21 protein-coding genes are annotated in these 24,003 nt (G+C 55.4%); 8 read left to right on the top strand and 13 right to left on the bottom strand.

Translation table 11 applies throughout. The features are described from left to right. Positions 1 to 36 precede the first annotated feature (36 nt). Positions 37 to 1,725 carry a Na/Pi cotransporter family protein gene (locus ACR0MQ_RS10600; protein WP_480607996.1) on the top strand — a complete coding sequence of 563 codons (1,689 nt, stop codon included), beginning with the start codon at positions 37 to 39 and terminating at the stop codon, positions 1,723 to 1,725. Positions 1,726 to 1,794: 69 nt separating this feature from the next. Here the strand turns inward: ACR0MQ_RS10600 and ACR0MQ_RS10595 are convergent, their stop codons facing one another. After that, positions 1,795 to 2,772 carry a LysR family transcriptional regulator gene (locus tag ACR0MQ_RS10595; protein ID WP_480607992.1) on the bottom strand — a complete coding sequence of 326 codons (978 nt, stop codon included), beginning with the start codon at positions 2,770 to 2,772 and terminating at the stop codon, positions 1,795 to 1,797. Between the two features lie 175 nt (positions 2,773 to 2,947). Here ACR0MQ_RS10595 and ACR0MQ_RS10590 point away from each other — a divergent pair, with 175 nt between their 5' ends. The 4 genes from ACR0MQ_RS10590 to ACR0MQ_RS10575 all read left to right on the top strand — a co-directional run bounded on the left by ACR0MQ_RS10590 (position 2,948) and on the right by ACR0MQ_RS10575 (position 6,488). Beyond that, positions 2,948 to 3,943, top strand: a complete 996-nt coding sequence (locus ACR0MQ_RS10590; protein WP_010441535.1) for a taurine ABC transporter substrate-binding protein — start codon at positions 2,948 to 2,950, stop codon at positions 3,941 to 3,943. Positions 3,944 to 4,041: 98 nt separating this feature from the next. Further along, positions 4,042 to 4,848, top strand: coding sequence for a taurine ABC transporter ATP-binding protein (locus ACR0MQ_RS10585; protein ID WP_010441534.1), 807 nt, complete (start codon positions 4,042 to 4,044; stop codon positions 4,846 to 4,848). After that, on the top strand, positions 4,845 to 6,110 hold the full coding sequence (locus tag ACR0MQ_RS10580; RefSeq protein WP_480607987.1) for an ABC transporter permease: 1,266 nt from the start codon (positions 4,845 to 4,847) through the stop codon (positions 6,108 to 6,110). Before ACR0MQ_RS10585 ends, ACR0MQ_RS10580 begins: the two co-directional genes overlap by 4 nt. A gap of 213 nt (positions 6,111 to 6,323) precedes the next feature. Then, on the top strand, positions 6,324 to 6,488 hold the full coding sequence (locus ACR0MQ_RS10575; RefSeq protein WP_480607984.1) for a hypothetical protein: 165 nt from the start codon (positions 6,324 to 6,326) through the stop codon (positions 6,486 to 6,488). A gap of 238 nt (positions 6,489 to 6,726) precedes the next feature. Here the strand turns inward: ACR0MQ_RS10575 and ACR0MQ_RS10570 are convergent, their stop codons facing one another. The 12 genes from ACR0MQ_RS10570 to ACR0MQ_RS10515 form a co-directional block, all read right to left on the bottom strand. Beyond that, a complete protein-coding gene (locus ACR0MQ_RS10570) occupies positions 6,727 to 7,653 on the bottom strand; it encodes a carbohydrate kinase family protein (protein WP_480607981.1) in 927 nt (308 codons plus the stop codon). A 38-nt stretch (positions 7,654 to 7,691) separates the two neighbouring features. Then, on the bottom strand, positions 7,692 to 9,548 hold the full coding sequence (locus ACR0MQ_RS10565; RefSeq protein ID WP_480607977.1) for a family 1 glycosylhydrolase: 1,857 nt from the start codon (positions 9,546 to 9,548) through the stop codon (positions 7,692 to 7,694). 67 nt (positions 9,549 to 9,615) lie between these two features. Next, positions 9,616 to 11,529: a beta-galactosidase gene (locus ACR0MQ_RS10560; RefSeq protein WP_480607974.1), complete on the bottom strand. Its 1,914-nt coding sequence runs from the start codon at positions 11,527 to 11,529 to the stop codon at positions 9,616 to 9,618. Then, complete coding sequence (locus ACR0MQ_RS10555) at positions 11,526 to 12,386, bottom strand: SMP-30/gluconolactonase/LRE family protein (protein ID WP_170774326.1); 861 nt, start codon at positions 12,384 to 12,386, stop codon at positions 11,526 to 11,528. Before ACR0MQ_RS10555 ends, ACR0MQ_RS10560 begins: the two co-directional genes overlap by 4 nt. Next, complete coding sequence (locus ACR0MQ_RS10550) at positions 12,383 to 12,988, bottom strand: 2-dehydro-3-deoxy-6-phosphogalactonate aldolase (protein ID WP_170774325.1); 606 nt, start codon at positions 12,986 to 12,988, stop codon at positions 12,383 to 12,385. Before ACR0MQ_RS10550 ends, ACR0MQ_RS10555 begins: the two co-directional genes overlap by 4 nt. Further along, positions 12,985 to 13,878, bottom strand: coding sequence for a 2-dehydro-3-deoxygalactonokinase (locus ACR0MQ_RS10545; protein WP_480607970.1), 894 nt, complete (start codon positions 13,876 to 13,878; stop codon positions 12,985 to 12,987). The genes ACR0MQ_RS10550 and ACR0MQ_RS10545 overlap by 4 nt, the downstream gene beginning before the upstream one ends. 4 nt (positions 13,879 to 13,882) lie before the next feature. Next, complete coding sequence (locus ACR0MQ_RS10540) at positions 13,883 to 14,650, bottom strand: SDR family oxidoreductase (protein WP_170774321.1); 768 nt, start codon at positions 14,648 to 14,650, stop codon at positions 13,883 to 13,885. Next, positions 14,650 to 16,359 (bottom strand): IlvD/Edd family dehydratase, encoded by a 1,710-nt coding sequence (locus tag ACR0MQ_RS10535; protein WP_170774319.1) that lies wholly within the window; start codon positions 16,357 to 16,359, stop codon positions 14,650 to 14,652. Before ACR0MQ_RS10535 ends, ACR0MQ_RS10540 begins: the two co-directional genes overlap by 1 nt. A 58-nt stretch (positions 16,360 to 16,417) precedes the next feature. After that, positions 16,418 to 17,758, bottom strand: coding sequence for an alpha-galactosidase (gene melA, locus ACR0MQ_RS10530; RefSeq protein WP_480607966.1), 1,341 nt, complete (start codon positions 17,756 to 17,758; stop codon positions 16,418 to 16,420). A 22-nt stretch (positions 17,759 to 17,780) separates the two neighbouring features. Beyond that, a complete protein-coding gene (locus ACR0MQ_RS10525) occupies positions 17,781 to 18,629 on the bottom strand; it encodes a carbohydrate ABC transporter permease (protein ID WP_170475148.1) in 849 nt (282 codons plus the stop codon). Between the two features lies 1 nt (position 18,630). Next, positions 18,631 to 19,557, bottom strand: coding sequence for a carbohydrate ABC transporter permease (locus ACR0MQ_RS10520; RefSeq protein WP_170475146.1), 927 nt, complete (start codon positions 19,555 to 19,557; stop codon positions 18,631 to 18,633). 93 nt (positions 19,558 to 19,650) lie between these two features. Continuing rightward, complete coding sequence (locus tag ACR0MQ_RS10515; RefSeq protein ID WP_170774315.1) at positions 19,651 to 20,910, bottom strand: ABC transporter substrate-binding protein; 1,260 nt, start codon at positions 20,908 to 20,910, stop codon at positions 19,651 to 19,653. Positions 20,911 to 21,050: 140 nt separating this feature from the next. Between ACR0MQ_RS10515 and ACR0MQ_RS10510 the strand changes: the two genes are divergently transcribed. The 3 genes from ACR0MQ_RS10510 to ACR0MQ_RS10500 all read left to right on the top strand — a co-directional run bounded on the left by ACR0MQ_RS10510 (position 21,051) and on the right by ACR0MQ_RS10500 (position 23,986). Then, positions 21,051 to 21,845, top strand: a complete 795-nt coding sequence (locus ACR0MQ_RS10510) for an IclR family transcriptional regulator (protein WP_170774313.1) — start codon at positions 21,051 to 21,053, stop codon at positions 21,843 to 21,845. Then, complete coding sequence (locus tag ACR0MQ_RS10505) at positions 21,842 to 22,900, top strand: sn-glycerol-3-phosphate ABC transporter ATP-binding protein UgpC (protein WP_170774311.1); 1,059 nt, start codon at positions 21,842 to 21,844, stop codon at positions 22,898 to 22,900. Before ACR0MQ_RS10510 ends, ACR0MQ_RS10505 begins: the two co-directional genes overlap by 4 nt. Before the next feature lie 63 nt (positions 22,901 to 22,963). Next, positions 22,964 to 23,986 carry a trans-3-hydroxy-L-proline dehydratase gene (locus ACR0MQ_RS10500; RefSeq protein ID WP_480607959.1) on the top strand — a complete coding sequence of 341 codons (1,023 nt, stop codon included), beginning with the start codon at positions 22,964 to 22,966 and terminating at the stop codon, positions 23,984 to 23,986. The last annotated feature ends 17 nt before the right edge of the window (positions 23,987 to 24,003 follow it).

Below are 24,003 nucleotides of genomic sequence, written 5' to 3'. Positions count from 1 at the left end.
GTTAAACAGGCCGATGCAGCAGAAAGACCGCACCGCATGGCAATACTAGTATTTCTTACTCAACTGGCCGGAGCCACAATGCTCTTGCTGTTTGCGGTTCGAATGGTCCGAACAGGGATCGAGCGGAGTTACGGCGCCTCTTTCCAGCGTGTGCTGACACGAAACAACAGCATGATGGGTTCCAGCCTGACGGGGATGCTTTTGGCAGTTGTTCTACAGAGCTCGGCTGCTGTGGCGCTGCTGGCCTCAGGGTTCGCGGCGGGCGGATATCTGGCTTTTCCGGCGGGTCTGGCAATTGTTTTGGGGGGTGACCTTGGTTCCGCCCTTGTGATTCAGATACTGTCATTCCGTCTTGACTGGCTCGTACCGCTACTATTGGCCATCGGTGGTTGGTTATTTGTCAAAACCGAACGAAAGCGGCCACGTCAGATCGGTCGAATTCTGATGGGTGTCGCCTTTATTTTGATTTCTCTGCGGTTTTTGCGTGAAGCAATGGACCCGATCCGGGACAGCGCGTTCTTACCTGCGATTGCTGACTATCTCGTGCGCGATTATGTGACTGCATTCATTGTCGGTGGTGCGCTGGCCTTTGTCATGCACAGTTCAGTTGCAGCCATTTTGATGTGCGTAACGCTGGTCCAGATAGGTGCATTGCCGTTCTCTGCTGGATTGTCTTTGGTGCTAGGCGCAAATTTGGGCAGCGCGCTCATACCAGTATGGTTGACGCGTGGGATGGATATACGTGCCCGGCGCATTCCTTACGCAAATCTTGCGCTTCGCGGGGTCTGGGCCGTGCTATGCCTGTTTGCCGCGAACTTGGCTTTGCGCGCTGGGATGATCAGCAGCGACTATCAGGGACAGATGCTGGTCAATGCGCATTTGGCGTTCAATGCTTCGCTCCTGATCTTGTCTTTACCCTTCTGCGGAATGTTGCAGGCTCCGTTCATGCGGCTGCTACCGGATGAAATACCAGTCGTAGAAGCCAACCCGCTCGCTCGGCCCGCAAGCGCCCTTGATCCACAAGTGGCGGGGTCTCCAACCCTGGCGATCTCGGCCCTCAAACGCGAGCTGGTTCGAATGGCTGATCTTGTGCAGTTGATGTTCAGCCCCTTGCTGGGGCTCTACCGATCTGGTGAACCCGAGCAGATCAAGGCAATTCAGGCTATAGATCAGGATGTTAACCAATGCTTGACAGATATCCGGGCATTTGTCGCAGCATTGCCTGCGGACAAGATGGATTCGAAAAACTCTGATGCAGCCCGCGATATGCTGGAATATGCAGTCCGGTTGGAAACAGCAGGCGACGTTGTCGCAAAACGCCTGACGGTGCTGGCCGGTGAATTGCGGGAAACAGGGAAGCAGTTTTCGCCAGAGGGATGGTCGGAAGTGCAACAGATGCACGAGAAAATACTGGCCAATCTGAAACTGGCGACAAACGTCATAATTTCGGAAGATCTGGAAAGTGCACGGCTTCTGAACTTGGAAAAGACTGAGATCAAGCGTGCCGAACGTGACAGCAGAAAACGTCATTTCCGCCGTTTGCAAAATGGCATGGCAGAAAGCTTCGAAACCAGCGATGTGCATCTCGAGACCCTACGGGCGCTTCGTGAATTCAATAGTCATATCGCCGCTATTTCGACGCCGATCCTCTACTCCAGCGGTCAGTTGCTTGAGACAAGGTTGATCGAAGAATTGCCCCCCCGTGAGCAAGAGGCTGAAACCTAGCGGGTACATGACGGCTGCAACGTCTGCCGTGCTGAAACATCCGTCGGCTAAGCTCGTATGACGAGGCGTTTACAATTCGGCCGGAGTGGGGATTGTTCGGAAATCATCTTCCAACCACTGGAACCGCGATATCATAGGTTCGGTGACGTGTTGACGGATCAGCTTTTGCAATACGTTGTGGATCAACCGGGTCGTCGATGACGGATATACATCCGTTGTAAATAACGACACGGTGCGGGCAAAACTTTTGCCGGGAAAAGGCATCGCCCGCGTGTTTTTGTGGAAGCGACGCGCACGATAGTAGCTGGCGGCGGTTGTGATGGTCCAACCACTGCCTCCTGCGACCAACCCGATAATGGATTGATTGCACTCAAGTTCGAAGCGGTTGGGTAAAATTATCTTGCTGCGCGTAAGCTGCATCTCAATAAGCTTGCCGATGGCGAGATCCCGCGAGTATCGCAGAAACGGCAGAGTACTATCCGGGTTTGCAAGGTCTTCAACCGGACCGTCAAAGGTGGGTGGAATTATTACGATGAAGGGATCACGAAGTAGGGGAAACTCTTTCAGCCCCTCGACATGGTAGGAAGGTCGAGTTGCGACACCAGCATCCAAACCCTGCGATTGAAGCTTGTCGATGATCTCGTGGCTTTGGCGCGTAAAGTGGCGAAAGCTGCATCGCGGCAGCCGAGCCGAAAGAAGAGTAAACAAATCGGGCGCAACACGGCTGTCGAAATCATCTATCAAACCCAAACGCAAATCAGTTGCATGCTGCCAACTGCCCGAGCGCAGCTCAGCCTCTCCACGTTTCAGAGCCATCAGGCCTTCGTGGACATGTCGGGAGAACACTGTGCCAGCAGGCGTTAATCCCATCGGTCGGCGGCTGTGATCCACCAGTTCCACGTCCAGAGCCCGTTCAAGGCTGCGCAGATGATTTGAAACCGTGCTGATTGACAAACCGGTTTCAACAGACACCTTTTGGATCGACCCCAATTTCGAGACCAGTTGAAAGATTTCAAGCCATCTGAGGCTAAGTGATTTTTTGGTCACTGCAGGCCCTTCCAAAGAACTATTTATCAAAAGCGAAACAAAGTTACGGTTTTTTCGCAACATGTTTTTTGATTTACGAAATTGAGCCTTACCGACTATGGTTTCTCTTACTGATCCGTAGTCGACCATCGGAAATGGTCGAACTGACGGAACCAGCAGGGAGAAAATAATCGAAATGATCAAAAAATATCTGCTTACAACGGCCTATGCCGGGATTGCCGCTGTAACCGCCTCACAAGCCGCAGCGCTTGATGAAATAACGGTTGCGTACTTTTTGGAATGGCCGATGCCGTTCCAGTATGCGAAAGCAAACGGGACCTATGAAGACGAGATGGGGGTCAAGATCAATTGGGTGTCCTTCGACACGGGCACTGCAATGTCTGCCGCCATGGCTTCAGGCGACGTTCAGATCGCGGTCAGCCAGGGTGTACCGCCTTTTGTCGTAGCCACGTCTGCCGGTCAGGATCTGCAGGCCGTGGATGTCGCGGTAAGCTATTCGGACAATGACAATTGTGTCGTCGCTGAAGCGCTTGAAATCGACAAGACAAATGCAGGTGAGCTGAATGGCAAGAAGGTTGGCGTTCCGATTGGGACCGCCGCGCATTATGGCTTCTTGTCACAGATGGACCATTTTGGCGTCGATCTAAGCTCGCTGGAAATAGTCGATATGGCTCCTGCCGATGGGGCAGCCGCCTTTGCGCAAGGCAACCTGGACATGGTATGCGGCTGGGGTGGTGCGCTGCGGCGCATGACCGAGCACGGCAATATCTTGCTGACTGGTGCTGAGAAGGAAGAGCTTGGCATTCTTGTTTTCGATGTGACCAGTGCTCCGTCTTCCTTCATCGAAGAAGAACCGGAACTGCTCTCGAAGTTTCTCAAAGTGACCGCAGACGCCAATGCGCAATGGGCCGCTGGGGACAACAAGGATGATATGTTGGCAGTCATCGCCAAGGATGCAGGTATGGATCCAAGCGATGCTGCAGCAACGATCGCTACATTCAGTTTCCCGACAGCCGAAGAGCAATTGTCGGACAAATGGCTAGGTGGTGGTGCTCAAGACTTTATGAAGGGCGTCGCAAACGTCTTTGTATCAGCGGGTAGCATCGATTCCGCGCTGGATTCCTATGAAGGTGCTGTGAATGCAGATCCGCTGAGCTCAGCCTCAAACTGAGATCGGGACGAACATTCGACAACTAAAATAATGCAGATCGCTGGGGACTGGTCCGGTTGCGGGCCGGTCCCCAGATGCAACAGCAGGAAGGAAACAGAATGCCTGAATTGGACATCGTAGACCTGTCCATGCGTTTTGACTTGCCTAACGGTACTTCAGTGCAGGCGCTCCAGGACGTATCGCTTAGTCTGAAAGAAGGTGAACTGGTCTCGGTTCTTGGCCCATCAGGATGCGGCAAGACAACTTTGCTGAACATTGTTGCGGGCTTTCTTGCGCCGACCTCAGGGCGCATTGAGCTGAATGGGCATTTGGTCAAAGGTCCGGATGCGGAACGCGGAATGGTTTTTCAAAAAGGCGCCCTATTCGAGTGGATGAACGTGCGCGAGAATGTGGATTTCGGTCCACGTATGAAGGGCATGCCAAAAGCGGAACGAGACAAGATATCGGATCATTTGCTTGAGGTCGTGGGCCTACAGGATTTCAAAGAAAAGGCTGTTTACGAATTGTCTGGGGGTATGCAGCAGCGTGTCGCACTGGCGCGATGCCTGGCAAACGAGCCCGATGTGATCCTGATGGATGAACCGCTTGGTGCTTTGGACGCGTTGACACGTGAAAAAATGCAGGGCCTGGTTCTGAAGCTATGGAAAGAAACTGGTAAGACAATCATTCTGATCACCCACTCGGTGGAAGAAGCCCTGTTGTTGGGTGAGCGGCTGATCGTTATGGCCCCGCGCCCTGGACGAATTCACAAGGAATATAATCTACCATTTGCCGAACGAGGTGTGAACGCTGATCTTCGTGACGTGAAAAAGTCCGAGGGCTTTGCGGAAACGCGCGACGAAATCCTTTCGATGATTTGGGAAATGGAAGAGGAAATCATGGGCCGGACGGAGCAAGCATCATGATGGTACTTCTTTTTTATATCGGCCTGTTCGGCGGCGCATTTCTGATCGTGCATCTGCTGCGCAGGGGTTTGCAAAGCCGTCAGGACTTTACGAGCCTCAAAACTGTGACGTTTGGCGATGAAAGTGCTGTACGCGCAGACCGGGCAGCGTCGATTATCTCGATCCTTGTGATCTTTGTGATTTGGGCCGCGTTTACCGGTTCAAAACTGCTGCCCATCCATGTCCCTGGCCCCTTTGTCGGGGATTTGCAGTTTACGTACACAGTCGAAGACGCAAACGGCAACACAGATGATGCCACGATCTATGTAAAGGTTCCCCCTTTTGGAGAGGAGGCGGAGAGCTTTGAAGTTGGGCCTGGTGATGGCTTTGCCAAGGATGTCGCCTTTGTCGCGCCCAGCGGTCGTTCCTCGACCATCTTGTTCGACAAAAATGATGAGGTGAAGCGCAAAGATGGCGCGAAGATCATCGCCATCAATGGCACGGCGATTGGTGAGGATGGTTCTGTTAGCGTGGGCGATGGCACAGTATCACTAACCGGAAAAGGCGCGATCAGCTTCACTCCGGCGCAGGGTATGCAGATGAACCCGATCTGGTTGCCGGCACCCGAAACTGTTGTCGCGCGCTTCTTCGAGATCGCCAGCGAAGGCTATCAGAACTTCTCGCTTTGGCAGCATCTTGGTTGGTCGTTGTTGCGGGTTATCGCGGGCTTTGTCGCCGGAGCGCTCATCGGCATTCCGCTCGGATACGCCATGGGATTGTCTGGCTGGTTCCGGGGCTGGTTTGACCCAATCGTAGAGTTCATGCGTCCGGTTCCGCCATTGGCGCTGATCCCGTTGGTCATCATCTGGTTTGGCATCTGGGAGACCGGCAAGATCGTCCTGCTGTTCCTAGCGGCGCTTTGGATCATGACTATTGCTGCACGTGCAGGTGTGTCTGGTGTGAACATCTCAAAAATCCACGCGGCGTACTCGCTGGGGGCGTCGAAGTGGCAGATCATGCGCCACGTGATTGTGCCCAACTCGTTGCCCGAGATTTTCACCGGCGCACGTGTCGCCATGGGTGTATGCTGGGGTACTGTTGTGGCGGCCGAACTTGTCGCGGCACAGAAAGGGGCTGGTATGATGATCATCGCGGCCTCGAAATTCCAGCTGACGGATATTGTCATCATGGGCATCGTGCTGATCGGCATCATCGGCTATGGCATCGATATCCTGATGCGCAAGGCTGAAAACTGGCTGGTTCCGTGGAAAGGCCGGAGCTGACCTTCATCACCGAAGTCAGCTTTTTGCTGAATTAACAACTAAGCTGCCTCCGAATAATATTGGGGGCAGCTCTTTATTTGAAGCTAGTCTCTTGCCTCGTGTTGGTTGGCAGCAAAGCACTTCTTTGTTTCCATATCCAAAGAAAGTCCGATGTTAGATAGCGTGAGGATCTAGCTGCGCGCTCTCAGGGGAGTAAAATGTGGCAAGCACTTCATGGCGTATTGCGATATCGGTGTCGGGATATTGGCGGACGCCGATGCACGGTTTCTGGATGGTCTGATCTCAAGGCTGAAGAGAGTCTTGACCAATTGGTTAACGGGTGAGGCCGCACCAATCATACTTGGCTGGATCATGTTGGTGCTCTGTCGCTTCGGCTGATCAGGTTCTCAGCGTCGCCAGCGTGCCTGCGGGCACAATCTGTCTCATTTCGTATAGCTCAAATCTTGCGACAAGATATTTGTAGAGGAACTAAGTTGATCCGCAGATAGCTATCTGCTTGGGCAAGACCTGACCGTGTTGCAGTCAAACTGCCAAATTCACTGCGTTTGAAGGGGCATAATATTCGCTGAAGGGTGACCTCAAGATGTTTTTCATCACTTCCGGCGTCTGTCCAAAATTAGAGGTCCTGCGCCCAGGGTGGGTTTGCCCCGGCGCGCGATACGGTCACCGCGGCAACTTTTGCCCCAAACTCCAGCGCTTCGCGCAAACTTTTTGACGGCAAGGCGCGCAGGGATGGCTTATCTAATTGAGACGCGTGATTTAGTGCGGCCAGCACGCCCGCATTGAACGTATCTCCGGCACCGACGGTATCGACGACTTTAACCTTCTGAACTGGCACCGAGACCTCAGTTCCATCCGCGAGATAGCCGGATGCACCGTCGCCCCCTTTGGTCACGATCACAACAGCAGGACCGGCCTGAAGCAGCAGTGGGACTTTCTCGGCATGGCTTTCGGGGCCGGGGATAATCCAATCAAGATCCTCGTCTGATACCTTAATTATGTCAGTCTTGGCTATCATGTGGTTCAGCCGGGTCCGGTATCGGGTCTGATCCTTAATGAATCCCGGGCGAATGTTCGGGTCCAGCATTACCGCACGCTCTGCGCCATGGCGTTCAAGCAAGGCAGCGTAGGCATCGGCGCAGGGTTCGCAGGCCAGACTGATCCCGCCAAAATACAATGCCGAGACGCCCGGTAGTTTATCAGGCATATCTTCTGGCCTCAGCATTCGCCCGGCAGAATTCTCATCAACAAAACTGTAGGTGGCATGCCCGTCTTTCAACTGCACAAAAGCCAGCGTCGTTGGACGATCCGAGCGAACAGCATGTGTAGTTGTGACGTGGCTGATTTGTAGGGCGGCTATTAGTTGTTCCCCGAACATATCCGTTGACAGACCTGTCAATAGACCCGTCGAGACACCCAAGCGCCCCAACGCGACCGCGGTATTGAAGATGGCTCCGCCTGAGTGAGGAACAAAACCCTTTGCACCCGAAACCGTTGGTTCTGCGATCATGTCGATCAGAGCTTCTCCGCAGCACAGGATCATCCTGCAGTCCTTCGTTGTTCAGAAAAGGCGTGGTTAGTTTAACGTGCGAGCGCATTCTTACAGAAATTGTTAGCGCCAACAATGCCAAATTCATCCTGTTCCGAAACATACAAGTTCATCGCTTTACGCAAATCATCGAAACGTCCGCCAGCGTTAAATGCACGTAGAAAATCCTGACCGAACAACCAACGGTTCTTTTCAGCCACCCCTCCAACTAGAAACACCCCACCTGTAGGCGTCAGGGCGACGGCAAGGTCTCCCATAAGTGCACCTAGATGTTCAGTAAACATACGAGCGGCTTTTACCGCGCAGGCATCAGAGCCATCTTGCGCATCCTGAAGAATGTCTTTTGCCGAACGCATGGTGACATTGAGCTGACCCTCAGTCATCCCAATCGCCTGATAAAGCACCGGCAGCCCGGTGCCGCTTAGAAACATCTCGGCTTCGATGGCCAGCGTATCACTGAAGAAACACTCTGGTACGATCTGACGTGCGGCGTTAAAAACCTCGACCTCATCCAGATGGCGCGGCGATAGACCCATATGCCCCCCCTCGCCAGACAAAGTGTGAAAATGACCCTCGGAGTAGAGCAGGGCGCCTACGCCCAATCCTGTCCCCGGCCCGACGACCAAGCGCGTCCCTAGAGGCGGTGACGCCTCACCCTGCAGAACTTCGACATCATTCTGGGTAATTTCGGCAACTGACCAAGCGGCTGCTGTGAAATCGTTTATGACATAGGTGTGGTGCGCGCCTGTGGCTTTGGCCAGAGCGCCCTCAGAGAGATCGAGATTGGCGTTGGTCAGACGAATTGTGCCATTCTTAACGGGTCCTGCACCTGCGGCGACAACCGCGCGCGGCTGGGTGCCAACTTCGTCACATAATTCATGAAGCGCCTCCTGCAGATCGCTGACGGTCCCGGTGGGGTGCTTGCGAAGATCAGTCAGTTCCCCCTCAGTCACGACGCCAAGTCTTGTATTGGTGCCACCGATATCGGCAACAAGGTTCCAATGCGCGTGCAGCCCTCCTTTGGGGCGAACCCATGGCGCAGGCTGGCTGCCAACATTCAGGAGTAGCTGAAGCGCATCGGCTGTGCTGCTACTCTCGCATTCAAAGAAAGCCCCTTGAATCAAGCTGCCCTGTTTCAGAGCGATGTGTATCGCATCCAATCCATAGGTCAGGTCTGAAGCATCATTCGAAGCCACATTGATAAAAACCGGCAATGGCTTTTTGTGTTCAGGAATTATGTTCAGCACGGTGTCAACATCGACGTCCTGACTTACTGTCACGCTGAGCCAGTCAATCGGTTCTGCGATGGTTGCGAAATCATCTGACCAGTTGTCGGGAAGGTAGTTCTCCACTCGGTCCAGCAGCACCTCGGGGTACTTCGCGTTCAGAATTGAATCGAGCAAGACTGGTTCAAGCTCTGCGCCTAGGTTGGTCAAACCATAGCTGCGCATTTCTTGACGAGCAGCGCCTTGAGCAAGAAGTTGATGGTGCAGACTGCGCGCTTCGATGCGTGGGCTGTCTTGGTTTTTTGTCCTCAGGCACGATGTTGAGACCTTGAATAGGCGATCGCCCATCCGCGCCACGATTGTTTCAGCAAAATCCGAGAAATATGCGGCTATTTCTCGATTGCACCAGCCGCCAATGTCTTCCAGTGCTGGGGGTAACTCTGAATGATCTAGCACCACACATGGCCGGAGGTTCAGAGACAGAATTTGATCGATCCGCTGTTCGCACCGATCCAACGCATCAGTATCAGGTGTGCGACCATCTGGCAGGATATCAATCCAACGGATCGACATGCGGTACATATCCAACCCTGTGACCATTTCAGCAGGGGCATTCGCCCCAAATAGAAAGCCATCGGGAAAGTCTGAACGGGTGTATTTCATTGTCGCAACCTGTTGGAGCCATGACCTGTGTCATGCCCTGTATCAGGTTATGTTAGCGGTATCTATATTAACGTTGATATGAGCCGTTTTTCCTGAACAGGACATCACAACCTTCGATCTGAAGGCCGTTCCACGAAACCGGATGCGCATTGTAATTAATCAATACCTCATGCGACTGCGTCTCGCGCCGTCGTAGTCCAGCAGGCATTGGGTGGAGCACAAGATTGGTGTCCTGAGCAGCCATCGTAACGACCCGATCCCAAAGCACCTCATCCGGGAATCCGGCCAGATACCAAAGCCCCGCTTCACCGTGCAGGGCAGGGGTGCCATCGGTGAATGCTAGCAGGGTCTTGGCTTCACCCGACAAACGTTCAACCCAATGTTCCGACTTGCCACCCCCGTCGACGGTGCGGACCACACTGGGTGGTAGCGTTTCGATCAGGTTAACATGAGTATCAAGATAGTTGAGGCCGGGACGCCCCTCGCGAGGGATTTGAAAGTCTTCCGTGATTGCTCCGCTACGCGGACCCAGAATGGCCAGATCACAACCCTGTATCAGTCGCTGTTCCAGATCGCCCAGTACAGCCACGCCCGGCGCGAGGATCAGGTTGTAGTGCTTTTCGCCGACCATAGACGGAGAAAGAAAGTCCACTGACAATCCGGCGCGTCGCAATGCGCGGTAGGCTGAGAACACCAACTTGAAATAGTCGAACCCGGCACCCTGAGGCTGCGTAGCCCATGCCCAGTCCGACGCATAGTCGAACACAATCGCTACAGGCGCGCGTGCCGGCTGGACCTCGCCCAGTGCGGCCAGATCGACGGCAGTTTGGCGCGCCTCGGCCAATCCGGGTGCGTCGCGGCCGTTTGTGGTCAACAGGCCAGCATGCATCTGTTCCTGACCGAACGGTGCTTGTCGCCAGCGGAAGTAGCTAACAACTTCGGCCCCGTGTGCCACGGCCTCAAGCGACCACAGGCGCACCATGCCGGGCAGGGGGGCTGGGTTGTATGGGGCCCAATTTACCGGCCCCGGTTGTTGCTCCATCACCCACCAGCGGCCATGACCGACAGCGCGGTAGAGGTCGTGGTGAAAGGCTTGCATGTCGGGATCGCCCTGCTGCAGAAACGCGGTTTTGTGCGCGTCATCCGCTTCCAGACGATCCGAAAGGAAGCCAATCGGATAGCTGTCCCATGTGGCGATATCGAGATCATTCCCGACATCGAAATGATCGAATTCCAGCACGCGGCCCATATAGTTGTGCAGCAATGGTGCATCCGTCAGCGGGCGTAGCGCGTCGACCTGGGCTTTGTTGAACGCCACCACCTGATCCGAACTGAACCTGCGAAATGCCAGTACATGCGCTGGGTTGGGCTCGGTCACGGTTTGGTTCGGCAACTCGATCTGATCGAAGCTATTATACTCCATCGACCAGAACACATTGCCCCATGCTGCGTTCAGTGCCTCGATCGAGCTGTAGCGGTCCGCGAGCCAGCGGCGAAACGCTTTCAAAGCGGCGTCGCTGTAGCTGATTGTCGTATCGTGACAGCCATACTCGTTGTCGATCTGCCACGCCGCGATATGCGGGTTGCGGCCATAACGCTGACCTATAATCTGCGCGATCCGCGTGCATTCGTTGATATAGCCTGCATGACTAAAACAATAGTGTCGGCGCGAGCCAAATTTGCGCGGATCGTCATTGGCGTCCATGGCCAGCATGTCGGGATACTTATCCAGCATCCAACGTGGCGGAGTTGCCGTCGGTGTGCCCAGCACAATCTTCAAGCCCGCAGCGCCCAGGGTTTCAATCGCGCGATCCAACCAGCCAAACTGTAGATCGCCCGGAGTGGGCTCCATCCGGCTCCAAGCAAATTCTCCGATCCTGACCCAGGTCAGGCCGGTCTCGATCATGCGTGCCGCGTCTTTGGCCCAATTCTCTTCGGGCCAGTGTTCAGGGTAATAGCAGACGCCAAGTTCTGGCTTCATATGATAACTCTGTGCTCCGCTTGACCTTCGCCAACATTTGCGGCGGCGAGGGTCATGCCGTTTGCTGGTGTTTTTGTCAGTGTGTCGGCTTCAAGCCCTTGTCGGGCGGAGGTGCAAAACAACGTTGTCAGATCGTTGCCACCAAAACTCGGGCACGACGTGTGTTTGGCGTTGAAATGGACTGATTTCAAGAATTGACCGGCTGGCGTATAGGCCGCGACTCGGCTTGCACCCCATTGAGCGATCCAGATATTGCCGGTGCTATCGACAACAGCCCCATCCGGGTTCAAGCCGTCGCTTTGCAGGTCAAGGAACACGGCGGCTTCGCCCATGGGCCAGCCAGTCTCCGCATCCAGTTCCCAGCGCATGACCTGTTTGGTCAAAGTATCGCTGTAATAGGCACAGGCGCGGTCAGGCGCGAAACAGATCGCGTTCGAAATCGTCACATCCCGAACCAATGGCCTTAGCTCACCTTTCCAATACCGGTAAATCGATCCGGCGCCCGTTTCAGCATTCTTGCCCATGGTGCCAATCCAGAACCCGCCCCAAGGATCGGCGCGGCCGTCATTAGATCGTGTCACCGGGTTGTAGGCCTCAATCGGAACAATCAAATCCTTGGCGTGGCTACCCAGCTCAAATCGCCACAGACCTGTCTCTGATGCGATCAGCAGGGTTTCGTTGTCGACCCAACCAGCGGCGGAGACATGTTCTTCAAATTCCCAGACCCGAGCTTGGTCGCCTTCTCTGGACATCAGGCGATTGCTAAGAATGTCAAACCAGAAAAGCTGTTTTCGCTCCGGGTGCCACAATGGTCCTTCACCCAATTCGCAGGGGCGATCATCGTAAACGTGGCTCATTTCGTTGACTCGTCATAGGCTGCCACGATCTGCTGGGCGTGGTCTGATACTTCAGCAACAGACATGCCAGGCTTGTAAAGCGCTGAGCCAATCCCGAAGCCATCGGCACTGGCCTTGATCCATTGATCAAAATTCTCTGGGCCCGCGCCACCGACGGCATATACCTGCGTGCCAGGTGGTAGTATGGCCCGCATTGCGGCCAAGCCTGAGGGGCCAGCCATCGACCCGGGGAACAATTTCAACCCAGTTGCTCCAGCTTGTAGGGCCGTGAAAGCTTCGGTCGGGGTGAAAACGCCTGGCCAGCTTTGCAATTCAAGTGCAATAGCACGTTGGACTACCGATACATCGCAGTTCGGTGAAACGATAAGTTTGCCGCCAGCGTCCGCTACCGCATCAACCTGATCAGGGGTAAGCACAGTTCCTGCGCCAATAAGTGCCCGATCACCGATATCCGAGGCTAGGATACGGATGCTTTCCAGAGGATCGGGTGAATTCAGCGGTACTTCGATCCGGTCAATACCCGCTTGCACCAACGCGTGCCCGACAGGCCCCGCCTCATCAGGTGTCAGCCCGCGCAAGATGGCGATTATGGGACGGCTCATGCGGTTTGCCTCGTGAGTGTGCGGGCCTGTGCCAGCCCCGCAAGTGTTGTCGCGGTTGCGTCAACGGTTTCGACCAATGCGCCTTGTTGCTGTAGTGCGGTGGCGTAGGCCTTGGTTAGACTTTCTGATCCGATGACTGCCAATTGCTGACCCAGCCAATAGGGCCGCGATGCGGCAAGCTCTGCACCTATCAGGAAGCCCGAAAGACTGGCATGCGCGATGTTCTTATTCTGACCATGCAGCAAGTCAGCCGCCCGTAATCCAAAGAGTCGCGCAGCAAGCTGTTCAGGTTTCGATAGCGTATCCGCCACAGCGTCAATGAAGCTTGCTTCGTCCCATCCATCATCAATTGAATGCCGAAGAACGGATTGCCCGCACAGCAGATCAAACATCTCACCGGTCATAAAGGTTCGGAAACTGACGACTTCACCAGCACTGATCTGGGCCCATTTTGTATGCGTGCCGGGCAGGCAAATCACACCGTCCCAATTCTGATGCGCACTGAGGAACCCTGCGATCTGAGTCTCTTCACCGCGCATCACATCGGGGGGGCTGTTCTGCTTTAGTCCCGGAACTACGAAGGCCCGAATACGCGGATCGGTGTTTGGAACGCGGAAGGGTACGACCGGGATTGGCTCGGACGGCACGGCGGAATAGGGCGCCTCGACCCAGCCCTGCCGCGCACCAACCATTCCGCAGGCGATCACGTCTACTGGCTTCCCAGGCAGCCAGTCGTCGATCAGAGCCAACAGGGCGGCCTGAAAATCTCCCCCAGCCGTGCGCGACATACCATCCTGCGAAGCCGCCTGAGCGATCACTCTTTCTCCCTGCATGGCCCAGGCGCGCAGATGAGAGGTACCCCAGTCAACAGCGATCCACTCAACATTCATAGCGTTACCCCGTTACCACAACGCCGCCGTCGACAACCATGCATTGACCCGTCATGGCACGGCTTGCGCTTGAGGCCAGAAACAGGGTTGGTGCGATCATGTCTTCGGGCGTTAGATGTTCTTTCAGGCATTGGCGATCCAAATGCGCGGCCAGATCTTCGGGCGTTGCCCACATGTCCAGCTGTTTCTGCGTCAGAACCCATCCCGGAGCCAGTGCATTGACCCGGATTTTCTGAGGCCCAAGCTCGCGCGCCAAAGAGCGAGTCATACCGGTGATTGCCGCGTTTGAGCTGGTGTAGATCGGATAGCCTGCGTTCCCCATCATGTAACTGATTGAACTGAAATTGATGATCGACCCGCCGTTGTCTTTCATCTGCCGCGCGGCTTCCTGACAGGCAAAGTAATAAGCTTTGAGGTTCACCTCGATCATCCAGTCCCAGAAATCGGGAGTGGTTTCCTCAAGCGAGTGACGCTTGTCGTTGGCCGCGTTGTTGACCAGCACTTTCAGTGGGCCATGAGCTTCGGCTGCTTTGGTCATGGTGGCATGCAACAGCTCGGTATCGGTCATGTCACCCTGCAGGAACAAGGGTGCGCGGCCATGTTTGTCACGCATCTCTTCGACGAAAGCACTCGCATCGGAACGACCTATGAAGGCAACATTTGCACCTTGGCCCATGAAGCCATCGGTTAGTGCCGCGCCAACACCTGATCCACCGCCGGTAATATATACGGATGCACCGCGCAGGTCTTGAAATGTAGCTGGTTGATCCATTAGTGGCTCTCTCTCGTCACAAGGCGCGTGTCTTTGCCCACAAGAAAATCAAGGTCGGCGCCCTGATCGGCTTGCAGCACATGATCGATGTAGAGTTTCGCGTACCCGCGCGTGTAATGCGGATCGTCCGGTTGCCACAGGGCGCGACGGGCGTCCAGTTCCTTTTCGTCAACCAGCAGTTCCAGTTCGCCTTTGCTGGCGGACACTCGGATGCGGTCACCAGTTTTGACCAAGGCGAGTGTACCACCGGCCTGCGCCTCAGGGCTCACATGCAGGATCACCGTGCCGAAGGCTGTGCCCGACATGCGCGCGTCCGAGATGCGGATCATGTCGCGTACGCCTTCTTTGACCAGCTTCGCCGGGATCGGCATGTTCCCAACCTCCGGCATGCCCGGATAGCCCTTGGGGCCACAGCCTTTGAGCACCAGAATGGTCTCGGGTGTGACAGGCAGGTCGTCGCGGTCGATATTTGCTTTCAGGTCCTCGATGCTCTCGAAAACATATGCTTCTGCCTCGGTTTCCAACAGTGCGTCTGTGGCCGCCGAAGGTTTCACGATCGCCCCGTTGGGCGCAAGATTTCCGCGCAGAACCCGCAGGCCAGCGGCGGGTTTTACCGGATCGTCGAAGGGGCGAATGACATCTGTGTTGAAACACTCAGCGCCTTCATAATGCGCCGAGATATCCTTGTTCAGAACCGTTTTAGCTGGGCGCAGGAAAGGATTGAGTTCGCTCAGAACCACTGGCACGCCGCCTGCATAACAGAAATCCTCCATCAGGTATTTGCCAGAAGGCATGCAGTTGACTAGCAGTGGGATTTCTGACCCGATTTCAAAGTCTTTCAACGTCAGATCAACGCCCACGCGCCCTGCCAGCGCCAGAAGGTGGACCACTGCATTTGTTGATCCTCCGACGGCCGCATTGGCGAGAATGGCGTTTTCAAAGGCTTCCTTGGTCAGAATGTCCGAGGGTTTGAGGTCTTCGTCCACCATCTCGACAATTCGTTTGCCGGTCAGATGCGCCAGTGCCATGCGACGGGCATCAACGGCGGGCAGGGCGGCGTTGGTGGGCAGAGACATGCCCATCGCCTCAACCAGCGAGGCCATGGTACTAGCGGTGCCCATGGTCATGCATACACCCGCGCTGCGTGACATGCCGGATTCAGCATTCATGAAATCCTGAAGTGTCATTTCCCCGGCACGAACGGCCTCGGAAAACTTCCAGACATCCGTGCCCGAGCCGATATCCTGACCCCGGTACTTACCGTTCAGCATTGGGCCTGAGCTGACCACGATGGATGGCAAATCGACCGAGGCTGCCCCCATCAGCTGCCCGGGTGTGGTCTTATCACATCCCCCCAGTAGGACAACGCCGTCGATGCCATAGGCGCGGATGGATTCCTCAACATCCATCGCCAGCAGATTGCGAAATAGCATGGCGGTGGGTTTCATCTGAGTTTCACCCAGCGACATCACCGGGAATTCGACAGGGAAGCCGCCCGCCTCCCACACACCCCGTTTGACACCTTCGGCCAGGTCACGCAGGCCTGAGTTGCAGGGCGTCAGTTCTGACCATGTATTACAAATGCCAATGATGGGGCGTCCGTCGAACGCATGGTCCGGAAAGCCCTGGTTCTTCATCCACGACCGATGAATGAACCCGTCCTTGTCAAGTTTTCCGTACCAATGTTGAGAACGGCGTTTTTTAGTCATTTTTGGCTCTGTCTGTCTGGCTTGCGATGGAGTTGATTATTTTTCGAATAGATGAAGATCAGGCCGCGCGGGCTGATTGGCACCAATCGGGTAGCCAGTCGCCATGGGCGGAAAGCAGATCGGTGACGAGGCCGCGAATTTGGCGCAAATCCAACTCCGCCGCAGTATGGGGATCCATCATGGCGGCGTGGTAGATGTATTCTGGGTTCTCTTCGGTCAGTGCACGAACCGTCAACTCTTGTACGTTGATCTGGGTCCGCATCAGAGCGATCAGCTGCGGCGGGATATCCGTAACCACGGAAGGTTGGACGCCATTTGCATCGATTAGACACGGAGTTTCAACCGCGGCTCCCAGCGGCAGTTGCGGAATTTGACCCGTATTCGGTAGATTGCCGTAAGCTGTGTAAGGCGTATCTGTCACGATTGCGTTCATAAGGTCGGCGGCAAATTCGTGGCTTCGGGTCACTTCGATGTCCCGACCATCGATCAGTGTCTTGGCTTGGTCCTTCCAATTCGACACCTGCTCGACGCAGCGGGTCGGGTATTCGTCCAGCGGTATGCTGAACTGTTCGATCAGGTCATTGCGTCCGTCTTTGATGAACCACGGAACGTATTCTGCAAAATGCTCGGAACTTTCGGTGCAGAAGTAACCGAGTTGATCCATCACTTCGTACCGGACTTTGTTCGGACAACGAGGCATGAGAAGCGGAGGCTTGGGCAAGTGCCCGGCGTGATAGCCCTGTCGCAGAGCAGGATAGATATCGCGGCCCTCATGCTCGAGTTTGAGAAAGAAGGCGACGTGGTTAATGCCTGCAACTTTGTAGCGAATATCCGCCTTGGGCAGATCCAGATCATGCGCCAGTTCCTCGACTGTGTTCTGAACGGAATGACACAGTCCCACATGTTTCAGAGCAGGGAAGCGCTCGGCCAGGGCCCAGGTATTGATGGCCATCGGATTCACGTATTGCAGTAGCGTCGCATTGGGGCAAAGTTGCATCATGTCCTGCGCGACACCCCACAGAACGGGCACAGTACGTAGGCCGCGCATGATACCGCCTACACCCAGCGTATCAGCGATGGTTTGGCGCAGGCCGTATTGTTTTGGAATCTCGAAATCAGTCACGGTGCACGGCTCGTATCCGCCGACCTGAAAGGCAGTAATCACGAAATCCGCGCCGTCCAGCACCGCGCGGCGATCCGTGTGGGTCGAGACGGTCGCACCCGTGCCGACTGATCGGATCATAGCCTTGGCCACAGCCTCGCTCTCGGCCAAGCGCACCGGATCAATATCCATCAACGCAAAATGGCTGTCGGCGAGGGCAGGGGTGAGCAGGGCGTCGCCCACGATATTCTGCATGAAGATCGTGGAACCCGCACCTACAAAGGTGATCTTGGTCATGAGGTAAACCTCTGGTTTGGCGTTATTTTACAGCACCGAGGGTCAGGCCCGCGATAAAGTGTTTCTGCATCAGGAAGAACATGGCAACAGGTGGTAGGGCTGCCACAATTGAACCGGCACTCATCAGCTGATAGGCGGCGCGGAATTGGGCGTTGAAGCTGGTGATCCCGGCGGTCACGGGCTGACTTTCGGCGCCTTGGGTCAGGACAACCGCCCAGAAATAATCGTTCCAGATGAAGGTGAAGATCAGCACGCTGAGCGCGGCAATTGCGGGCTTCATTAGCGGTAGGACCACATACCAGAAAATCCGCCATTCGCTGATACCTTCAACCCTCGCCGCCTCGATGAGTTCGAAGGGTAGGGCGCGGATGAAGTTGCGCATGAAGAGTGTGCAGAAGCCGGTCTGGAAGGCGATATGGAACAGAACAAGCCCGGTTTTGGTGTTGTAGAGGCCCAGTTCCAAAGTCAGATCGCGTACGGGGACCATCAAAATCTGGAAGGGGACAAAGTTGCCCGCCACGAACATGAAGAAGATCCAAAGGTTCGATTTGAACTTGTAGATTCCAAGCGCAAATCCGGTCATGCAGCTGAGCGCCACGGCTCCGATCACGGTGGGTACGGTGATCAGGAATGAGTTCAGCAAATATCGAGGCATGTCTGAATTAAAGAAGACCTGCCCATAGTTGAAAGCGCCCTCAAAGCTGGACGGCATGCCCCAATAGTTCGCGTTGGTGAAGTCTGCCGCCGGTTTGACCGAGAAAAGCGCAACGGCCAGCAACGGCCCCAGCCACAGCAACAGCGCCAGAGGCAGCATCGCCTGATAGGTGATCTGGGCCGCGCGGGGTTGTTTTTCGATGGGTTTGGGAAACATCTCAGTGCCCCTTTTCTTCGCGATACATCGACCACAGGAAATAGGCGATGAAGCAGAGCATGATGAGGAACAGGATCACCGCGATGGCGGCTCCATATCCCATGCGGAAACCGTATTCGGACAGGGCGACTTCGAACATGTAATAGGCCAGCACACGGGACGACCCAAAAGGCCCCCCCTGTGTCATGATCGAGATCAGGTCAAAGCTGCGCAACGCACCGATGATGGTTACGACAAAAGCGATGAACGTCGCAGGTCGCAGTTGCGGCAGGATGATGTGCCACAGCATCCGCCCACCTTTTGCACCGTCAAGCCGTCCGGCCTCGATTTGCTCGGGGTCAACGGCGTTCAGGCCTGTGAGGTAGAGGATCATGCAATAGGCGGTTTGCGGCCAGAGCCCTGCGAAGATGATGCCATAGGTAACGAACCGCTCGTCGCCCAACACATTCAGCGGGCCCATACCGAATAAACCTAGGAATTCGTTCAACAATCCGAATGTCGGGTCGTAGAACCATGTGAAAACAAGGCCAACAACAACCTGAGAGATGACGAACGGAAAGAAGAACAAAGACTTATAGAGCCGTATGCCCCAGACCGTCTGATTCAGGAACAATGCGATGAACAGGCCTGCGGGAATTGCAGCAAGATACAAAACCAACCAGATCAGGTTGTTCTTGAGCGAAATGTAGAATGCGTCACGGTCGACCCATTCCCAATACAGATCCTCATAGTTGCGCATGCCTACATATTCGGCGGCTCCCAGCCCATCCCACTCGTAAAGAGACAGGTTGAAAGACTGAAACACCGGGATGATCACATAGACCAAGAAGAACAGCAGGCCCGGAGCCAGAAACAGCCAAGGCGCGATGCGCTGCTGGTTTCTGTGGAACCAGCTTTCCTGTTCTGGGGTGTCAACTACAGCGGTCATGGAACATCTCTGGTTAGGGGGTGAAGGCGGGCTGAAGCCCGCCCTACGATTTTGAATGGTTTAAGGCCGAACTGAGTTCGGCCCTAATTACACTTAGTTGTCGTAGATGCGCTCACGCGCGCGTTCCAGCTTGGCCAGAATCTTATCCGCGTTGTCAGGCTTGACCATGAATTCCTGGAAGCCCTCCATCGAGACCTTGGCCATTTCTGCTGGTGCGTCACGGTCCCAGAACTGGGCAACACCGCCAGGGCTGTTCGACGACAGCATCGTGAAACCTTGCTGCAGGAACTTATCGTCATCTACCGCAGATTGCGCATTCACAGGCAATTGGCCGAGGTTTGCACCGTTGTTGATTTCGGTCTGCTCGTCCGCGGAAACCGCAAAACGCAGGAACTCACGCGCGGCTTCCTTGTTTGAGGCATTGGCCGGAATGTGGAACGTGTCCGTCGGCGCATCTTCGGCCAGTTCGACATCGGGGTTGATGGCAACGAACTGGTAGAAATCCAGCTGATCGTCCGTCAGACCCGCCTCACGCAGGGGCGCCACGGCGAAGTTACCCATCAGATAGGCCGCCGCCTCGCCGTTGACCATGAAGGGCAGGGCTTCCTGCCAGCTATAAGTCTGGTGATTGTCGATGAACGCGCCCATGTCGATCAGCTGTTTCCAGTTGGCGAAGGTCTGCTTGACCCGGTCGTCTTCCCAGCTGATTTCACCATTTGCGAGCTGGTTGTGGAAATCGAAACCGTTGGTGCGCATATTCAAGTAGTCAAACCAGCCACCAGCGGTCCACAAGAACTTGGTGCCGATGGTGTAGCAGGCGCGGCCTGAATCAACTATCTTCTGGCAATTGGCCAGCTCTTCTTCCCAAGTGGTTGGCTCGGTCAAGCCAAGTTCATCAAAGATGTCTTTGCGATAGTAAACCCCCCACTGATAGTATGTGTACGGGACACCCCATTGCTTTCCATCAATGGTCATCGCGCCTTTGGTGGATGCCAGATTGTCGGCGATTTCAGGCTCGGCCCACAGGTCTGAGACGTCCTCGAACAGGCCCGCCTCGACATATGGCTTCATCCGGTTGGCAGCGTACCACGTGGCAACGTCAGGCGTGTCTGCCGTCAGGAAGTTGCGGATCTGGGTCTTGTATGCCTCACGGTCGATCACGGTGGTCTCGATTTCCAGACCGGGATGTTCAGCCGCGAATCGCTCGATCATCGCTTCCATCGTCGCGCGCGGCGCCGGGTTGGATGTATCGAGGAAGATTCGCAGTTCGCCGGTCAGCTCAGCTGCGGCAGGCGCAGCAAGTGCCACACTGGCAGCCAAAGCAGCTGCTGTGCGCTTGAACATGGAATGCATAGTTTCCTCCCTTAAGCTTCCATATTGGTTCCAAATATTGAAACCTTGTTTTATATATTGAAAACTACACATCGACTCGGCTAGTCTTGTCAAGACCCTCGTGCCCATAGCCGGGGGAAAGTGGAGGAGAACAGGCACCCGTGGCAGGTGACGGAACAATAGGAAAAGCATGTGACGTGCTGGAGCAAGTTGCGGCGTTCGAGCGCCCAGTGCGCTTCGGTGAGCTGTTGGAAAGCAGCGAATTCCCCAAGGCGACGCTGTATCGCTTTCTGCAATCGCTGACCAATCAGGGCATGCTGCATTACGAACCGGAACGGCAAACATATTCTCCGGGGATGCGGTTGGTGCGGTTGGCTCATTCGGCATGGACCCAAAGCTCGCTTGCACCCATTGCGCGGCCTTTCTTGGACGCCCTCAGCGCCGAGACAGGGGAAACGGTGCACCTGGCGCAGCTTGATTCCGGGCAGGTGCTTTATGTGGACAAACGCAACGCTCAGCGACCGATCGAGATGTATTCCGAGGCTGGCAAGGTCGGCCCGGCTTATTGTACCGGCGTCGGTAAGGCAATGATGGCTTATCTGGACGAGGCTCAGTTGGAGAAGACGATCTCGCAACAAAGCTTTCACCGGTTCACCGACAAGACACTGGCCTCGGAAAAGGCATTGCGAGCCGATCTCGAGCTGATCCGCAACCGGGGTTACGCGGTTGATGATGAAGAGCATGAGCCCGGCATCATCTGTATTGCCTGCCCGATCCTGACCTCCGGGGACCGCATGTTAGGGGCTCTATCGGTGACGGGATCGACCGGAAGGATGGATTTCGAACAATTACAATCTTGGGTGCCACGCGTCCGGCGCGTCGCTGAACAGATTGGCACAGAAGCACAGGCGTGGCGGTTCCCCGAGGGCCAACAGAATAGGATGCAAGCAACATGACAGGCGTAACCCTGAAAGGCGCGATCAAACGGTATGGCCAGACTCAGGTCATTCACGGGATCGATCTGCAGATTGAAGATGGCGAGTTTTGCGTGTTCGTGGGCCCTTCGGGCTGCGGCAAGTCTACGTTGTTGCGGATGATCGCGGGGCTTGAGGAAACCTCGGATGGTGAGATCCATATCGGTGCACGTGAAGTCACGCACGTCGACCCGGCCAAGCGGGGGGTGGCGATGGTGTTCCAGACCTATGCGCTCTATCCGCATATGACTGTGGCCGAGAATATGGGCTTTGGCCTGCGGATGAACGGTGTAGCCAAGGCTGAGATTGACCAGAAGGTTCAGGAAGCGTCGAATATCCTGAAACTCGATCAGTATCTGAAACGCAAACCAAAAGCGTTGTCTGGTGGTCAGCGTCAGCGAGTGGCAATCGGGCGTGCCATTGTACGCGGCCCGGAAGTGTTCCTATTTGACGAGCCGCTATCGAACCTTGACGCGGAATTGCGTGTTGAAATGCGGGTCGAGATTGCACGACTTCATCAGGAAATCGGCGCAACGATGATCTATGTTACGCATGATCAGGTCGAGGCGATGACCATGGCCGACAAGATTGTGGTATTGCGCGACGGCCGGATCGAGCAGGTGGGTGCCCCAATGGACCTGTATCGTGACCCCGATAACAGATTCGTGGCGGGCTTCATTGGCTCTCCGGCCATGAACTTCTTAGAGTGCGATGTCGTGGATGGCATGGTGCGGCACCTTGCGCTGACTGATGCGATCCCGGTCACCGAAAGCGTTCCGAATGGGGCAACGAAAGTGACTCTGGGCATTCGCCCGGAGCATATTCAGGTGGATCGAAGCGGTGACACCTGCACTGTTGATCTGACCGAAGCGCTGGGTGGTGTATCCTATTCTTATCTGCTGACGCCCAATGGCGATAAGCTGATTGTGGAAGAGCGGGACGACCAACGCAGTACGACCGGTGACCGTATCGGGCTTTCGATCCGGCCCGAACGCGCGATGCTGTTCGATCCCGAGTCGGGTCAGCGGCTGCGATAGGGCTTGCCAGACCGAAGTTGTTTTGCATGACTGCGCATTAACCAGCGGCTTTCAGGAGGCCATATGCGCAGTTCCAAAACCATCCATGTGATCTCGGCCCACGCCGAAGGTGAGGTAGGCGATGTCATCGTCGGAGGGGTCGCCCCGCCTCCGGGCGAGACCGTGTGGGACCAGAGGGCCTTTATCGCCGAAGATCAGACCCTAAGGGATTTCATGCTGAATGAACCCCGCGGCGGTGTCTTTCGCCATGTGAATCTGCTGGTACCACCAAAAAACCCCGCGGCCGATGCGGCTTTCATCATCATGGAGCCGGAAGACACGCCGCCGATGTCCGGTTCGAATTCCATCTGCGTCTCAACGGTTCTGCTGGATAGCGGCATCCTTCCGATGCACGAACCTGAAACCCATCTGACATTGGAAGCTCCCGGAGGGCTGGTTCGCGTTCGCGCCGAATGCCGAAATGGCAAGGCAGAACGCATCTATGTGCAGAACGTGCCAAGTTTCGTCGACAAGCTGGATGCCCGGATCGAGGTTGAGGGCATCGGGACGCTGCGCGCAGATACCGCGTTTGGTGGCGACAGTTTTGTAATTGTCGATGCAGCTGATCTGGGTTTTGACCTGACGCCTGATGAAGGCGCTGATCTTGCCAGAACCGGCGCGCGTATCACCGATGCGGCCAATGAGCAGCTTGGCTTCAATCACCCCACCAAAGACTGGAATCACATTTCATTCTGCCAGATCGCAGGCCCGCTGGATCGGCAGGGTGATATCCTCACTGGTCGCAATACAGTCGCCATCAAACCCGGCAAGCTGGATCGTTCACCCTGCGGCACCGGAGCTTCGGCCCGAATGGCTGTTTTGCTTGCCAAAGGGCAGATGTCGATGAATGACCGCTATCACGCGCGCTCGGTTATCGACAGCGAGTTTCGCTGCCGCATCGTGGATCAGCTCGATCTGAATGGGCGCATGGCGATCACACCGGAAATCTCGGGGCGGGGTTGGATTACGGGCACACACCAGCACATGCTGGACCCGGAAGACCCTTGGCCCGGTGGCTACCGCTTGAGTGATACTTGGGGGGCATAAGTCGGGGTCAAAATTGA

Source organism: Ruegeria sp. AN6 (genome assembly GCF_056540425.1).
The sequence above is the reverse complement of the archived record's forward strand: the minus strand, read 5'-3'. Positions and strand labels throughout refer to the sequence as shown.